This window comes from Streptomyces sp. CA-146814 (assembly GCF_050942385.1).
Lineage (GTDB): Bacteria > Actinomycetota > Actinomycetes > Streptomycetales > Streptomycetaceae > Streptomyces.
The window spans coordinates 3,051,239-3,066,068 of record NZ_CP192068.1 but is presented as its reverse complement, the minus strand read 5'-3'; the positions used below and the strand labels follow the sequence as shown (position 1 = coordinate 3,066,068).

At 73.1% G+C, this 14,830-nt stretch carries 13 protein-coding genes; 5 read left to right on the top strand and 8 right to left on the bottom strand.

Annotation, left to right across the window (positions count from 1 at the left end):
* Nucleotides 1–30: 30 nt before the first annotated feature.
* The 6 genes from ACQP09_RS13560 to ACQP09_RS13535 form a co-directional block, all read right to left on the bottom strand.
* The gene (locus tag ACQP09_RS13560) at nt 31–1,332 is read right to left on the bottom strand and encodes a phenylacetate--CoA ligase family protein (protein ID WP_433398900.1); all 1,302 of its coding nucleotides are present in this window, start codon (nt 1,330–1,332) and stop codon (nt 31–33) included.
* On the bottom strand, nt 1,329–2,078 hold the full coding sequence (locus ACQP09_RS13555) for a hypothetical protein (RefSeq protein WP_433398897.1): 750 nt from the start codon (nt 2,076–2,078) through the stop codon (nt 1,329–1,331). Before ACQP09_RS13555 ends, ACQP09_RS13560 begins: the two co-directional genes overlap by 4 nt.
* Nucleotides 2,079–2,118: 40 nt before the next feature.
* Nucleotides 2,119–2,481: a YybH family protein gene (locus tag ACQP09_RS13550; RefSeq protein ID WP_433398894.1), complete on the bottom strand. Its 363-nt coding sequence runs from the start codon at nt 2,479–2,481 to the stop codon at nt 2,119–2,121.
* A 56-nt stretch (nt 2,482–2,537) separates the two neighbouring features.
* On the bottom strand, nt 2,538–3,530 hold the full coding sequence (locus ACQP09_RS13545) for a hypothetical protein (protein WP_433398891.1): 993 nt from the start codon (nt 3,528–3,530) through the stop codon (nt 2,538–2,540).
* Nucleotides 3,520–5,313, bottom strand: coding sequence for a lysine--tRNA ligase (locus tag ACQP09_RS13540; protein ID WP_433398888.1), 1,794 nt, complete (start codon nt 5,311–5,313; stop codon nt 3,520–3,522). Before ACQP09_RS13540 ends, ACQP09_RS13545 begins: the two co-directional genes overlap by 11 nt.
* A 96-nt stretch (nt 5,314–5,409) precedes the next feature.
* On the bottom strand, nt 5,410–6,015 hold the full coding sequence (locus ACQP09_RS13535; RefSeq protein ID WP_404069146.1) for a response regulator transcription factor: 606 nt from the start codon (nt 6,013–6,015) through the stop codon (nt 5,410–5,412).
* A 172-nt stretch (nt 6,016–6,187) separates the two neighbouring features.
* Here ACQP09_RS13535 and ACQP09_RS13530 point away from each other — a divergent pair, with 172 nt between their 5' ends.
* Together ACQP09_RS13530 and ACQP09_RS13525 are read left to right on the top strand one after the other, a co-directional pair.
* Entirely contained in the window at nt 6,188–7,033 is an 846-nt protein-coding gene (locus tag ACQP09_RS13530; protein ID WP_433398885.1) for a sensor histidine kinase, read from the top strand.
* 39 nt (nt 7,034–7,072) lie between these two features.
* Nucleotides 7,073–8,953, top strand: a complete 1,881-nt coding sequence (locus tag ACQP09_RS13525) for a class I adenylate-forming enzyme family protein (protein ID WP_433398882.1) — start codon at nt 7,073–7,075, stop codon at nt 8,951–8,953.
* On the opposite strand, the gene ACQP09_RS13520 is transcribed toward ACQP09_RS13525, so the two are convergent.
* Complete coding sequence (locus ACQP09_RS13520; protein ID WP_433398879.1) at nt 8,940–10,217, bottom strand: M6 family metalloprotease domain-containing protein; 1,278 nt, start codon at nt 10,215–10,217, stop codon at nt 8,940–8,942. The genes ACQP09_RS13525 and ACQP09_RS13520 overlap by 14 nt on opposite strands.
* Before the next feature lie 428 nt (nt 10,218–10,645).
* Between ACQP09_RS13520 and ACQP09_RS13515 the strand changes: the two genes are divergently transcribed.
* Together ACQP09_RS13515 and ACQP09_RS13510 are read left to right on the top strand one after the other, a co-directional pair.
* Nucleotides 10,646–11,239 carry a TetR/AcrR family transcriptional regulator gene (locus ACQP09_RS13515; RefSeq protein ID WP_433406581.1) on the top strand — a complete coding sequence of 198 codons (594 nt, stop codon included), beginning with the start codon at nt 10,646–10,648 and terminating at the stop codon, nt 11,237–11,239.
* Between the two features lie 232 nt (nt 11,240–11,471).
* Nucleotides 11,472–13,019: an MFS transporter gene (locus ACQP09_RS13510; protein WP_433398876.1), complete on the top strand. Its 1,548-nt coding sequence runs from the start codon at nt 11,472–11,474 to the stop codon at nt 13,017–13,019.
* A gap of 109 nt (nt 13,020–13,128) precedes the next feature.
* Here ACQP09_RS13510 and ACQP09_RS13505 read toward each other — a convergent pair whose 3' ends face one another.
* Nucleotides 13,129–13,641: a MarR family winged helix-turn-helix transcriptional regulator gene (locus ACQP09_RS13505; protein ID WP_433398873.1), complete on the bottom strand. Its 513-nt coding sequence runs from the start codon at nt 13,639–13,641 to the stop codon at nt 13,129–13,131.
* Between the two features lie 190 nt (nt 13,642–13,831).
* Between ACQP09_RS13505 and ACQP09_RS13500 the strand changes: the two genes are divergently transcribed.
* Nucleotides 13,832–14,614, top strand: a complete 783-nt coding sequence (locus tag ACQP09_RS13500) for a dioxygenase family protein (protein ID WP_433398870.1) — start codon at nt 13,832–13,834, stop codon at nt 14,612–14,614.
* The last annotated feature ends 216 nt before the right edge of the window (nt 14,615–14,830 follow it).

Here is a 14,830-nt window from a genome sequence, read left to right as displayed (position 1 = left end):
GCGGGCGCGGGTGGCCCGCCCCTTCGGGGTTCAGCGCGCCGGAGCCTCCACCTTCACGATCCTGATCTTGCCGTTGGCCTCCGGCGCGATGGAGCGCACCGCCTCGGCCCGTACGTCGAAGCCGGGAACCGCCTCCCGCACGGCCGCCGCGATCCGCTCGGTGACGGCCGGGCCGGAGCCCGCCGCGAGGACCACGCGTACCGTCACCTGACCCGGCCGCTCCTGCACCAGCTGCATCCGGGACACCTCGGCGAAGTCCTGCACCGCGTACGTCAGGAAGTCGGCGTAGAACTCCCGCCCGTCCAGGCCCCGGAAGCGGTCCTGGCTGCGGCCCTGAACCCGCAGCACCACCGGCGTGTGGCGCCCGCAGCCGCAGTCGGCCGGGCCCACGGCCACCCGGTCGCCGAGCCGGTAGCGGATCAGCGGCATCGCCTCGCTGTGCAGCCGGGTCACCAGGATCTCGCCCTCCGCCTCGCGCGTACCGTCGGCCGGTACGACCGAACCGTCGTCCTGCTCCAGCTCCACCACCACGTCCGCCGCCCGCAGATGCAGCGCGCCGAGCCGGCAGGTGCGGGCGATCGTGAACACTTCCACCGAGGCGTACACCTCGTGGCAGCGCGCCCCGAGATGGCCGAGCACCCGGGCCCGCGCGGTCGGCGTCAGCCGCTCGCCGCCGAACAGCACCCGCCGGGCGGCCCCGTACCGTACGCCTCGCCGCTCCAGCTCCTCCACCACGGAGGCGATCACATGCGGGAAGCCGACGAGGAAGGTCGGCCGGGCCGCGAGAAACGCCGCGACCTGGTCGTCCAGCGTGGTGCTGGTGTCGATGTGGAACGTACGGAGCAGCCCGAACCGCTCCAGCGGGTGGCGCAGGAACGGCGTGACCCGGAAGTAGGCCATCCGGTCCCACGGCCGCAGCCCCGAGGCCAGCATGTCGTAGAGGTACGACGCCCGCAGATAGCCGAGGTCGTGCTCGGAGTTGCGGATGGTGATCGGGATGCCGGACGAGCCGCTGGTGGTGCCCGCCTTGGTGTTCGCCGTGGTGAAACCGGCCGCGAGCAGCTCCTCGGGCGCCCGGTCGTGGAACTCGGCGCGGTCCAGTGTGGGCAGCGACGGCAGGTCCTCCGGACCCCGGAAGGCGGCCGCCGTCTCCGGTGCGACCAGCTCGCGGTAGCGGGGGACGTCCGCCTGCGCGTGCCGGACCAACTCCACCAGCAGGCGCCGCCGTTCGGCGTCGAGCCGCTCCGGCGAGGCCCGCTCGAGACGGTGGGTCCGGACCAGGTTGCGCAGGACGGGCACGAGCCGCATGACGGGTGCCAGGGCTGAGTTCACGGTGTTCTCCCGAGGATCGGTACGCCGTGCCGGGGGCAGGAGGCGGGCGCGAAGGAGCCGGCGCCCTCCGGCCGGACGTGGACGAGCGTGGGGCGGCGCCGGCGCAGCAGCGTCAGCACGGTCGTGCCGTCGAGCAGCCGGGCGTGGACGCGGTCGGCGCTGAGGTGCAGTTCGCCGCAGTCGGCGGGGACCCCGCCGAGGTGGCCGAGCCACGGCTCGTACCAGAGGGATCCGGGCGCGGGGAGGGTACGGGCGGCGGCCGCCAGGGTGACGCGCTCGACGGTCGCGGCACCCGTCCCTTGCGGTTGGCCGGCGTCACCGACGACCAGCGCGTCGCGGCCCGGTCCGCGAGAGTGTCCGGCGTCACCGACGACCAGCGTGTCGCCGCCCGGTCCGCGATCTCCGGTGCCGTACCGCTCGACGACGTGCGGCAGCGCGTCCGCCGTGGGGGCGAGCAGCACGCGCCAGTCGGTGCCGTACGCGCGCACGGGCTCGCGCAGCGCGGTGGAGACCTCGTACACCTCCCGGCCGCCGGTCCGGTGACCGGCGGTCCGCAGAGCGTCGCGCAGCTCGGCGAGGTGCTCGGTGACCGGCCGGCCGGGGTCGCGGCGCGCGAGCAGCGACGAGCCGAGCGGCATCAGCAGGTGGCGCCGGTGCTCGGCCTCGTCGCGGGTGAGCGGCGGCAGGGTTCCGGTCGCCGCGTACCGCTCCCGGTAGTGCGGGACGGTGGAGACGGCTCGGCGCACGGCACGGGTGTAGCGCGCGTGACGCTGTGGGCCGCGCATCTCAGCAGAGGGTGTTCTGGTCGTGGACGAGCAGCCAGTTCCCGTCGGTGCGGGCGAAGACCAGGCTGAGGAGGTAGCGCAGCGCGTACGGCTTCCCGTCCTCGTCCAGGTCGCGGTAGTGGACGTCGAGCACCGCGACGGCGGTGTCCTGGTGCACCACGGTCCGGACCGTCTCGGTCTCCATCGTCCAGTCGGGGTCCGCGAACCAGTTCTGGTGGAAGGCGCGGACGGCCTCGGCGCCCGTCACCGTCCTCCCGTTCGGCAGGATGACCGTCGCCTCGTCGTGGACGGTGGCCATGTAGGCCGCCAGATCGCGGGCGCGGACGGCCGCCAGGTGGCGGTCGAGTGCGGTGGTGAAGTCCATGGGTCTGCTTTCGATGAGGGCGGAGCCGGGGGAGGGGTGGTCAGAAGGGGAGGTGGTCAGAAGGGGACGGCGACCGCGTGGCGCGGGACGGCCGTGGCGCCGAAGGATTCCTTCAGCTCCCGCACACCGGGGCCGAGTTGGACGGCGGGCACGCCGGTGGCGATCAGCCGGTCGATCTCCCGGAGGTACAGGTCGAGATAGAGGTCCCGGCCGCCGTCGGAGCCGGTCACCGTGGTGAGCCAGCCGTCCGGCGCGTCCAGGACCAGATCGAAGGAGACCGGCCGGCCGGAGCTCTTCTCGCGGTGCGCGAAGTAGGAGGCGCCGGGCGACCGGTTGAGCCGGTCGAAGTAGGCGGGCAGCAGCGGTACGACAGCGCTCGGGCGGCTCGTGTGCTTCATCCGGGTCAGCTGGTCCAGCCGGCTGGCGTGCACCGGGTCGATCGCGGCCACCGCCGACTCCACGACCAGCTCCGGGTCGGCGCCGACCCGTGCGTGCAGCGCAGACAGCCGACGCCTGCGGCCCCGGGGCAGCTCCGCGAAGTACGCGTCCATGCTCGGCCAGCGGTTGTGCAGGACGGTGTTGGGCGCGGTGGCCCGCCGCCGCCTCAACGGGCCTTCGAGGTACGGGAGTTCGTGCGCCTCGGCATCGAGGTGGACGACTCCGAGGCAGCGCGGGCCCAGCCGCCGCCGGACTGCCCGCTCGAAGGCGCGGGTGGCGGCTCGACGTCCGGCGGTGTCCAGGCCGGGGGCGTACAGGCGGCCCGCGCTGAAGCTGTTGGGGAGGTGGACCTGGAACCAGCCCGGTACGGCAGCCCGCCCGGCCGGCCGGAACCGCTGCGCGACCGGCCGGATCCCGAGCCGGCCGCAGAACGCCGCGACCGGCTCACCGGCTTCCCGTACCAGCCCGGCGAAGAGCGGCCGCCGACTGCCCCAGGCGGCCGCCTCCAGCAGCTCCGCCTCCCAGAGCACGCAGGCGCGGTGGCCGCGTACGAAGGAGTCCCAGCCGTCGGGCGCGGGCCCGCCGCCCGGAGTGAAGAGTTCAGTGCGCACGGCTCGGGGCCTCCTGGAGGTCGGGGACGCGGAGGTCGGTGGCCCCGGCGGGCAGCTCGACACACAGGGGCCGTTCGCCGCGGTCGCGGTAGGCCTCCAGCGCGTCGGCGAGGACGGCGGGCCCGAAGACATCGGCGAGGGTGTCGAGCCGGGGCCCGTGCTCGGTGCCGAACAGCGCCCCGTAGATCTCCCGGAACTCCGCCCGCGTGCGCCCGGCGTGCGGAGCGCCGGGGCCGGTGTGGGTGCGGAGTCGGTCGATGAGCGGGTCGAGCGGGCTGGCGGCGGGGGCTTGGGGGGCGGCTGGGGCCTGAGGGTTGGCCGGGACCTGAGGGCTGGCCAGGGCCTGGGGGGCAGCTGAGTCCTGAGGGTCGGCCGGAGCCTGGGGGTCGGCCGGAGCCTGGGGGTCGGCCGGGGCCTGAGAGTCAGCCGGGGCCTGAGGGCTGGCCGGCCAGTAGCGGTCGCGGCCGTGGGTCGTGAGCCAGGTGAGCGCGTGGCCGATCCGCTCCGCCAGCAGCGGTTCATCGGCGCGCGGGTGGCGGGCCGCGAGGTGGCGCCGCGCCGCCTCGGGCGCGCAGCCGTGTGCGTACAGCGCTCCGAGGACTGTACGCATCCGGGGCAGCGTCCCGTACCCGTCCGGCTCCTCGTCCGTCAGCAGCTCCCACAGCACACGGTCCCGGGCCCGCTCAGGGCCCGGCCCGTCTCCGGACGCGGACCGCGCGAACCGGTCGAACTCCTCGTACGCGCCCAGGAACGCGGCCGGACCGAAACCCAGCCGCAGATCGGCGAGGCAGTCGCGGCGGGCGTACAGCCACAGCACCAGCGGCACCGGATGGACGGCGAGCAGATCGCGTACGTACGGACCACCGCCGCGCGACCCGGAGATCTTGCCGCTGCCCTGCTCGGCGCGGACCAGCCCGTACGGGACGATGACCGGCTGCGGGAAGCCGAGGTAGCTCTCGTACACCGGCAGCGTCCGGTCCATGGTGCTGCCCGCGCTGACGTGGTCCTGGCCCGCCGGTTCGCAGTCGATGGACTCGTGTGCGACGCGCAGCGTCCAGTCCAGCGCCCAGGACGGCTTGACGTCCGCCGGGTCGCGGGCGGTCAGCTCGGCGCCGCAGGACAGGCAGCGGTAGCGCGCGGCTCGCCGGTCCAGGCGGTGGATCTCGGTGGTGTTGCGGCCGCACTGCAGGCAGTAGACGGCGAAGAGGTCGCGCCCGTCGTCCTTGCCGAGCAGCGCCGCGAGCCGGTCCGCGTCGCGCTGGAAGCGGCGCTGGACCGTCCGGTACGCACCGGCCCGGTACCGCTCGTACTGGTAGTGGGTCTGCCAGTCGCCGCCCGGCGGTGTCCGGCCGTCCTCGTCGGCCTCCGGCGGCAGGATGCCCATGGCCCGCAGCTCGGCGAGGTAGGTGCGGCAGATCCGGGCGGCGCGCTCCCGGTGCTCGCCGAGCGGCCGCCCGCCGTGGCCCGCCAGCTCCGGGTCCCGGGCGGCCTGGCCGGTCCGTACGGGGTCGTAGTCGTCGAAGCTGAGCAGGATCGCGGAACGGCGGCCCATCCGGCGCAGCGCCCGGTGCACCAGGTGCGCGCAGACGGTGTCCCGGAAGTTCCCGACGTGGAAGTAGCCGCTCGGCGACATGCTGGTCTGGATCAGGACGCGGTGGTGCGGAGGATGGCGGTCGGCGAGCCGGCGCGCGTACTCCATGGCCCAGTGCGCCCCGGCGCGCGCTTCGGCGTACGGGTCATCGACGCGTGGGCGCTGCTTGCGCGCACGTGGTCTCCTTGGCATGGCGGGAGTACAGCGCGCGTTCCGATAAACGACCTATACGAGGACGAGTGCGGGTACGAGGCCGTGCACGCCGGCGGTGGTGAACTCGTGGAGGACTCATAGCCAGCCGTTCTCCTTGGCCGTGCGGAGGGCGTCGATACGGTTGCGGGCGCCGAGCTTGTTCACGATCGTCGTGAGGTAGTTGCGGACCGTCCCCACCGACAGGTTCGTGGCGGTGGCGATCTGCCCGGTCTCCGCGCCCGCCGCGACCAGCCCCAGCACCTCCACCTCCCGCCGGGTCAGCGGGTTGTCGCCGATCTCCCAGGCCGACATGGCCAGTTCGGGATCGATGACCCGGCGGCCCGCACCCACCCGGCGTACGCCCTCCACCAACTCGTCCGGTGACGCGTGCTTCGGGAGGAAGCCGCTCACCTGCGCGTCCAGCGCCCGCCAGAGCTGGCCGGGCAGCGCGACGCCGGTGAGGATCAGCGTCCGGCAGCCGGGCACCTGGTCCCGCAGCAGACCGGCGGCGGTGATGCCGTCCAGGCCGGGCATGTCGATGTCGAGCACCGCCGTGTCCGCCTCCGTCCGGATCACCGCCGGTACTACGTCGCTGCCGCTCGCGACCTGGGCGACCACCTCCATGTCCGGTTCCAGTTCCAGGAGCGCGGCCAGCGCCACCCGGATCATGTGCATGTCCTCGGCCAGCACGATCCTCTGCATGGGTCCCCCCGTTGTCCGTCCGGGCCCGGTCCTCCGACGAGGGGCCTCCGGCGGTTCCGGCGCCTTGTGTACCACCGGGGAGGGGGCCACCGGTGGGGCTCGTATAGCCGAGTGATAGCGGCGCCGGTGAAGCTCTGCCACCACCGGAGGACCGGACGCAGAGGGGGACGACATGGTGCGGGGACTGTCCGTACTGTCCGCACGGACCACGGAGAAGGCGACGGACGAGCGGGCGACGGACGAGCGGGCGACGGAAGAGCGGGCGACGGATGAGGTGTCGGCCGACCCCGTCCAACGCCGCGTCGTCGTCCGGGAACGGCTCCGCTTCGCCCGCGATCTGCATGACCTGCTCGGCCCGAGGCTCCTGGCGATCACGCTCCAGTGCGAGCTGGCGCTGCGGCTGATGGACCGCACGCCGGAGACGGCCCGGAACCGGCTGGCCGAGGCGCTCTGCGGGATGAGGGAGATCCAGGAGGAGGCCCGGCGGGTGGCGCACGGCTACCACTGCCTCTCGCTCGACACGGAGATCGAGTCCGTCCGGTGCCTGCTGGAGGCGGCCGGTGTCCGCACCGAGGCGCGGCCGGCGGGCGCACCGCTGCCCCCGCCGCTCCAGACGGTCCTGGCCACGACGGTGCGGGAGGCCGCCGCCAACGTACTGCGGCACAGCCGCGCCCGCAGCTGCCGGGTGGCGGTGGAGACACCGCCGGGCGAGGTGGTGCTGACGGTCTCCAACGACGGGGTCCGGGCCGCCGGGCGATCGGGCGACGATGCCCGCGCGACGGGCCGGCCGGGCGACGGGGTCCGCGCCGCGGGCCGGCCAAGCCCTCTCGCCGCAGCCGCAGCCGGGGATCTCGCCATCAGAGGGCCGGGGCTGGGGCTGTGCAGTCTCGGCGAACGGATCGCCGCCGCCGGGGGCCGGCTGACCCACGGCCCGTATCCTTCCGGTCACTACACGCTGGAGGCCCGCTTCCCGCTGCCCGGCCCCGCGCCGGACGGTCCACGGGTCCCGCCCGCGTAGCGTCAGACCCCTGCCGAGCCAGCGCGAGAGAGGCCGCCCGTGTCCACCACCGCCCCGCCGCCACCGGACCCCGGAGCCGCCGAGCGCGCCGCGACCCTCCTCACCGCTCCCGGCGCACCCTTCGCGGTGGTGCGGGGCGAGCGGGGCACGCTGGAGTACGCCGACGGCCCGCGCACGCTCCGGGAGTTCGTGGAGACGACCTGGGCCTACGGTGACGCGCCTTTCCTGATCGCCGGTGAACGCCGTTGGTCGTACGGGGAGTTCTTCGCGGCCGCGTCCGCACTCGCCGTCCGGCTGGTCGAGCGGTACGGGCTGTGCCCCGGCGACCGGGCCGTGATCGCGATGCGGAACCACCCGGAGTGGCAGGTCGCCTTCTGGGCCGCCCAGCTGGCCGGGCTCATCGCCGTACCGCTCAACTCCTGGTGGACGGAGGAGGAGTTCACGTACGCCCTCGACGACTGCGAGCCCGGCGTGCTCCTCGTCGACGGCGAGCGGCTGGACCGGGTCGCGGGATGGGCCCGGCGGGCTGGGACGCGCGTGGTGCTCTTCCGTTCCGTCCAGGGTGCGGGTCAACTCCCCGACGGCGTAAGCGTCGAGCGGTACGAGGACCTTTCCGCGCCCGATCCGCTGGCCGCGCCGCCGGACGTGGAGCCCCGGCCCGAGGACGACGCCACGATCCTCTACACCTCCGGCACCACGGGCCGCCCCAAGGGCGCGGTGGCCACGCACCTGGCCCAGGCCGGAGCCGCGCTCAACCCCCGCTATCAGGCGGCCTTTTCGGCGCTCGGGCGGGGCGCGATCCCCGGCATGGGCCCGGCCCCGGTCTCGCTGATGACGTTCCCGTTCTTCCACGTCGCCGCTTTCACGAGCTTCTACGGCGTGATGGCGGCGGGCGGCACGCTCGTCCTGATGGAGAGGTGGGACGCCGGCGAGGCGCTCCGGCTCATCCGCGCCCACGGCGTCACGCACGTCGCGGGCGTGCCGACGACGGCCCTCCAACTGCTGGACGCCGCCGAGCGCACCGGCGACGAGCTGGCGACCCTGACCCTGTTCAGCACCGGTGGCGCCCCGGCCCCGCCCGCTCTGGTCGCCCGCCTCACCGCCCGGTACGGCGAACGCGTCGAGCCGCGCAACGGCTACGGCCTGACCGAGACCAGCGGCGGCGTCCTCGCGAACATCGGCGCCGAGTACCGCGCGGACCCGGCCGCCGTCGGCCGCCCGACGCCCGTCACCGAAACCCGGATCGCGGGAGAGACGGGGCCAGAGGGGCCAGAGGGGTCAGAGGGTCAGGAAGTGCAGGAGGTGCCGGAGGGGCAGGTGGGGGAGCTGTGGCTGCGCGGGCAGTCGCTGTTCCGCGGCTACTGGCGCGACCCGGCCGCGACCGCGCAGGCGTTCCGGGACGGCTGGTTCCGTACGGGAGACCTCGCCGTGCGGCGCGAGGGACGCATCGCGGTCGTCGACCGGCTCACCGACCTGGTGATCCGGGGCGGCGAGAACGTGTATTGCGTCGAGGTCGAGGGCGTCCTGCACGACCACCCGGACGTGGCCGACGCCGCCGTCCTCGGTCTCCCGCACGCGGTGCTGGGGGAGGAGGTCGTGGCCGTCGTGCGGCTGCGTACCGGAGCCGGGGCCACCGCCGACACCCTGCGCGACCACGTCGGCCGCTCCCTCGCCCGGTTCAAGGTGCCGGCCCGGGTGCTGTTCACCGAGGAGCCGCTCCCGCGCAACGCCACCGGCAAGCTCCTCAAGCGCGGGCTCCGGGACCGCTTCCCGGCCGGGGGCCGGTTCCCGGCCCGGGCGGAGGACACCGGCACGAACCTGGCTCGGGCGGAGGACACCGGCACGAACCCGGCCCGGGCGGAGGACACCGGCGCGGACCCCGCCCGGGACCAGGCTCACGCACCGCTCACGGCCGAGTGATCCGGATCCGGTAGTTCCCGTTCCCGTCCTCGTCCAGCACGGATATCCGTACGCCGTTGGCCCGGTCGGTGAACGTCTGGCCGGGGCGGAACGGCGCGTCCGACAGCTCCGCGTGCACATTGGGGCGGCGCGTGCAGCCGCCGCTGTCCTGGGTGGCGTCGGCGACGGAGACCGGGCCCTGACCGGTGTCCACGTCCGAGCTGACCTTGTAGATCAGCACGCCGGGCCGGCACACCGCCTCGTCGTTGCCCGCCGCCGTACGGACCTCCACCGCGTAGCCGGACTGGGCGCTCAGCGGGACGAAGGCGAGCTTGGTGCCGCCCTCGGTGGCCAGCGGGCCGAGCGAGTGGTCGCTGGTGCCGGGCTGTGAGGCACAGCTGATCTGCTCGTTGTCGAGCCAGCCGAGCTTCCACTTGTGCCAGCCCAGGAAGTCGTTGTTGGCGCCCCAGTCCTCGGACATGATGTCCCAGTGGCCCACCGAGCCGCCGCCCTCCATCGTGTAGAGGTCGGGCAGGCCGAAGACATGGCCGTTCTCGTGCGGCAGGACGCGGTAGCCGGTCTGCTCGAACGACCCCGAACCGTCGTCCTGGCGGCTGTAGACGAAGGACGTGTTGGCCAGCGGCACGCCGTCCGCCTCCGGGGCGTCGCTGTTGCCGGAGAAGGTCACCGAGAGCACGGTGTCCAGGGCGGAGGGGCCGGCGTTCGGCGTGACGAGGACGTTGACCAGGTCGTACGCCGAGAAGTCCACCTTCGGGTCGGCGACCGCCACCAGGTCCTCGACCAGCTGCCGGTAGCCCGGTTCGAACGGTGAGCCGCGCTCTATCCCGTACTCCGCGAACGGCAACGGCATCCGCAGCCACTCCTGGACGGGGGCCTCGGGGCGGTAGTCGAGGCGGCCGTAGGAGCTGGTCGTGAACCAGTCGGAGGTCTGCGGGAAGAACTCCGCGAACCGGTCCGCCGCCGGTTCGTCCGCCTCCGCGTCCGGGAAGTCGATCATCAGGTTGAGCGCCCTGACCTCGCCGGTGGAGCGGGCGTAGCCGGGCGGGGTCGGCATGCCGAGCGACATCTGCACGCCCATGGTCGTGGCGATCCGGCACGGGGCGACCGCGGAGTCCTGGGCGGTGGACGCCGGGCCCGCCGCGGCCCGTCCGGCGCCGGGGAGCGTGGTGCTCGCCGACGCCATGGCGGCTATGACCAGGGCCGTAGCTCCGGCCAGGGCGATGGGGCGGCGGTGACTGCGTATCCGGTGGCGGGGCTGCTGCATAGAGGCGCCTTCGGGGTCCGCGGCAGCCGGCCGACCCTGACTGCGCTCTGGCGATCAGCCTGTGCCGGGCACTCCGGAGGCGCTCGCTGGGTGCGCCGATCGGAGGGTTTTCGCCACCGGGAGGCGTGACCCAGGTCATAGCAGAAGGCGGAAATAAGCGGGGAGGCTCTCCCCGTTTGCATCGGTGTCCCCCTGAAACGGGGAGCTGATCCCCGGTTACGAGCGGGGGTCGGCCGATCACCCACCGTCCGGAGAGAGGGTCCGCAGCCGTGGAGACCGCCACCGACGCCACCGACGCGCCTGACGTCACGAGTGCCACCGACGCACGTGGCGCCACGTGTGCCACCGGCGCGCCTGACGTCACGTGCGCCACCGACGCCGCCGCACCGGCGGCCCGGCGCCGTACGCCGCGACCGCGGGCCGACGCGCTGCGCAACCGGGAACGGATCGTCGCGGCCGCACGTGAGCTGTTCGTCGAGTTCGGGCCGGACGTGCCGCTCGACGACGTCGCACGGCGGGCGGGCGTCGGCAACGCCACGCTCTACCGGAACTTCCCCGACCGCGCCGCCCTGACCCACGAGGTCGTGCTCGCGGTCACCTCCCGCACCACCGCGCGGGCCGAAGAGGCCACCGCGGCGGAGACCGACCCGTTCGCCGCGCTCAGCCGTTTCGTGCACGCGGCCGCCGACGAACGGATCGGCGCCCTGTGCCCGATGCTCTCCGGCGTCTTCGACAAGGACCACCCCGACCTGCTCGCCGAGCGCGACCGCCTCGAAGCGGCGGTCGAGGGGCTCGTGTCGCGCGCCATGTCCGCGGGGCGGCTGCGTACCGACATCGCCGTCGGTGACGTACTCGTCGCCCTCTCCCAGCTCACCCGGCCGCTGCCCGGCATCGCCTGCCTGGACATCGACCGCTTCACCCACCGCCATCTGCAGCTGTTCCTGGACGGCCTGGAGGCCCCGGCCCGCTCCGTACTGCCCGGATCGGCGGCGACCCTGGAGAACCTGAGGCGCCGCGACTGACGCCCGGGCCCAGGCCCCGTAACCAACGTCCTCTTACGTTCACGCGCTCACCTATTACGTTCACGCGCTCACCTGTTACGTCACGCACGTACCGCATCCCTTACGCACGTACCGCACCACTCAGGCACGTACCGCACCACTCACGCACTCCATCACGCGTACGCCAGCACGTACCGGCGACTGACCTCGCGACGTCCTCGGCGCTCTCGCATGTCCCTAGGTGGCTACTCCCATGTCAAAAACCGCTGACGCCCCGCTGTCGAGAATCGCCGGCACCGGGCTCCCCGATCCCAGCCGCTGGAAGGCGCTCGCCTTCATCGCGCTCGCCCAGCTGATGGTCGTGCTCGACGCGACCATCGTGAACATCGCCCTGCCTTCCGCCCAGACCGACCTCGGCATCTCCGAGGGCAACAAGCAGTGGGTCATCACCGCCTACGCGCTCGCCTTCGGTGGCCTGCTCCTCTTCGGCGGCCGGATCGCCGACCTCTGGGGACGTAAGCGCACCTTCGTCGTCGGGCTGATCGGCTTCGCGCTGGCCTCCGCGCTCGGCGGAGCCGCCCAGAACGAGGCGATGATGTTCGGCTCCCGGGCCCTGCAAGGTGTCTTCGGCGCCCTGCTCGCCCCGGCGGCCCTCTCGCTGCTCGCCGTGATGTTCACCGACGCCAAGGAGCGCGCCAAGGCCTTCGGCATCTACGGGGCCATCGCCGGTGGTGGTGGCGCGGTCGGGCTGATCCTCGGCGGATTCCTCACCGAGTACCTGAACTGGCGCTGGACGTTCTTCGTCAACATCCCGTTCGCCGTCGTCGCCGCCGTGGGCGCGTACTTCGTCATCCGCGAGCCCTCCGGCACCCGCAACCGCTCGCCGCTCGACATCCCCGGCGTCGTGCTCTCCACGCTCGGCCTGGTCGCCCTGGTCTACGGCTTCACCCGCGCCGAGTCGGCCGGCTGGTCGGACGGGCTGACGATCACCATGTTCGTCGCCGCCGCCGGACTGCTGCTGGCCTTCGTCGTGACCGAGTCGCGCGTGAAGTCGCCGCTCCTGCCGCTGCGCGTCCTGACCGAGCGCAACCGCGGCGGGGTCTACCTCTCGCTGGGGCTCGCGATCATCGCGATGTTCGGGCTGTTCCTCTTCCTGACGTACTACCTGCAGATCGTGAAGGGCTACTCGCCGGTCCGTACCGGCTTCGCCTTCCTCCCGATGATCGCGGGCATGATCACCGGCTCCACCCAGATCGGCACCCGGCTGATGACCCGGGTCCCGCCGCGCCTGCTCATGGGCCCCGGCTTCCTGGTCGCCGCCGTCGGCATGCTGCTCCTCACCCAGCTGGACCTGAACACCAGCTACGCGGCCGTCATCCTGCCCGGCATGCTGCTGCTCGGCCTCGGGATGGGTACGGCGTTCATGCCGGCCATGTCCCTGGCCACGCACGGCATCGAGCCGCGTGACGCGGGGGTCGCCTCCGCGATGGTCAACACCTCGCAGCAGGTCGGCGGCGCCATCGGCACCGCCCTGCTCAACACCATCGCTGCCGGTGCCACCACCGCGTACATCGCCGACAACGCGGCCCGCGCCACGGACCCGAAGCTCCTGGAGCTCCAGGCCATGGTGAGCGGCTTCGCCAGCGCGATCTGGTGGGCGGTCGGCATCCTCGTCGTCGCCGCCGTGATCGCGGCCGTACTGATCAACACCGGCCGCCCGGGCACGGGGACCGATGCTGTCTCCGGCGGCGACGCCGAGGGCGCGGAGGACGAGCTCCGGATCCCGGTGGTCGCGCACTGAGGCCACGGCCGCATGGGTCTGCCCCGGTTCCGCCGTACTGGCGGGGCCGGGGCAGGCGTATGTGTGCGGGTTCAGCGGAGCCAGGGCAGGCGTGTGTCCGTCCGGGAGCTCAGCGGAGCCAGGGCAGATCCGCGTCCGGGCCGTCCGGTTCGAGCCCGTGGGCCAGGACCCGCATGATCTCGCCGAGGCTGCGCACCTGCTCGGGCGTGAGCCGGTCGAAGAGCGCCTGCCGTACGGCGTCGACATGGCCCGGCGCCGAACGCCCGAGCATCGCGTACCCCTCCTCGGTGAGCACCGCGTTCTGGCCGCGCTTGTCGGACGGGCACTCCTCGCGCCGCACCCAGCCGTTCTTCTCCAGCCGGGCGATGGCGTGCGAGAGCCGGGAGCGGGTGATCTTCACGTTCCTGGCGAGCTCGGTCATCCGCATCCGGCGGCGGGGGGCCTGGGAGAGCTGGACGAGCAGCCCGTAATAGGTGTGGGGCATGCCCGCGTCCCGCTGCAGCTGACGGTCGAGGTGGTCCTCCAGCAGCGTGGTGGCATGCAGATAGGCGCGCCAGACGCGCTGCTCCTCGTCGGTGAGCCAGCGTGTCGCGCCGGTGGATGCCGTGGTCATGTACTCCACTGTACGACCTTTTCTTGAAAGTTTAACTAGATAGGGCTAAGGTCTCCGGAGGTAGGAACTTGAAGGTTCAATAACCTGACCGGCGGGATTCCGCAGGACCCTTGAAGAACCATCCCCCGGGATCAGGGATTCATGATCGATGTCCAGTGTCCCGTGGACAGGGAGTCTCGTGGACAGGGAGTGGAGTGTCATGACTGTCACCGCCGGGCGCATGCCCGCCCTCTACCTCTCGCACGGCGCCCCGCCGCTCGCCGACGACCCGGTCTGGCCCGGCCAGCTCGCCGCCTGGTCGGCCACGCTGCCGCGCCCGCGCGCGATCCTCATGGTCTCCGCGCACTGGGAGGAGGCGCCGCTCGCGCTCGGCGCCGTCGCGCCCGTCCCGCTGGTCCACGACTTCTGGGGCTTCCCCGAGCACTACTACCGCGTACGGTACGGCGCCCCCGGCGCCCCGCAGCTCGCCGACAGCGTCCGCAAGCTGCTGCGCGGCGCCGGCACGCCGGTCCAGGACATCCCGGACCGCGGCCTCGACCACGGGGCCTACGTCCCGCTGGTGGAGATGTTCCCGGACGCCGACATCCCCGTACTCCAGATCTCCATGCCGACGCTCGACCCGCAGAAGCTGATGGACATCGGGCGCAAGCTCGCGCCGCTGCGCGACGAGGGCGTGCTGATCGTCGGCAGCGGCTTCTTCACCCACAACCTGGCCGCCCTGCGCCACCAGGGCGGCGGGGTCCCCGGCTGGTCGGCGGAGTTCGACGACTGGGGCGACCGCGCGCTGCGGGCCCAGGACGTCGACGCCCTGCTCGACTTCGAGCACACGTCCCCGGCCGGAAAGCTGGCCCACCCGCGCACCGAGCACTTCGCCCCGCTCTTCGTGACGCTGGGCGCCGCCGAGGAGGAGCTGGACCGGGGCCGGAGTGTCATCGACGGCTTCTGGATGGGTCTGGCGAAGCGCTCGGTGCAGTTCGGCTGAGGGGTACCGGCTGGGGGTTGCCGCGTCGGCAGGTCGGCTGAGAGCACCGGTCGCGAGCAACCCCGAGGCGATACGGGTCGTCTTCCGGGGTAGGCGGGGTCTGGGCGCGAGATCGGAACGTTCCGGGCCGTCAGGGACGTTCTCCGTACGGGGGCGGCGTGGCCCGTGGGTGTGGCTTCCTGTGAGCGCGGCCTCACCCGAAACGGAGTCGCAGGC

What these genes read in the sequence shown, in the direction of transcription:
- ACQP09_RS13550 (WP_433398894.1), bottom strand. Translation starts at nt 2,481, where the DNA reads ATGGACTTCACCACCGCACTCGACCGCCACCTGGCGGCCGTCCGCGCC.
- ACQP09_RS13540 (WP_433398888.1), bottom strand. Translation starts at nt 5,313, where the DNA reads ATGCCAAGGAGACCACGTGCGCGCAAGCAGCGCCCACGCGTCGATGAC.
- ACQP09_RS13535 (WP_404069146.1), bottom strand. Translation starts at nt 6,015, where the DNA reads ATGCAGAGGATCGTGCTGGCCGAGGACATGCACATGATCCGGGTGGCG.
- ACQP09_RS13530 (WP_433398885.1), top strand. Translation starts at nt 6,188, where the DNA reads ATGGTGCGGGGACTGTCCGTACTGTCCGCACGGACCACGGAGAAGGCG.
- ACQP09_RS13520 (WP_433398879.1), bottom strand. Translation starts at nt 10,217, where the DNA reads ATGCAGCAGCCCCGCCACCGGATACGCAGTCACCGCCGCCCCATCGCC.
- ACQP09_RS13510 (WP_433398876.1), top strand. Translation starts at nt 11,472, where the DNA reads ATGTCAAAAACCGCTGACGCCCCGCTGTCGAGAATCGCCGGCACCGGG.
- ACQP09_RS13500 (WP_433398870.1), top strand. Translation starts at nt 13,832, where the DNA reads ATGACTGTCACCGCCGGGCGCATGCCCGCCCTCTACCTCTCGCACGGC.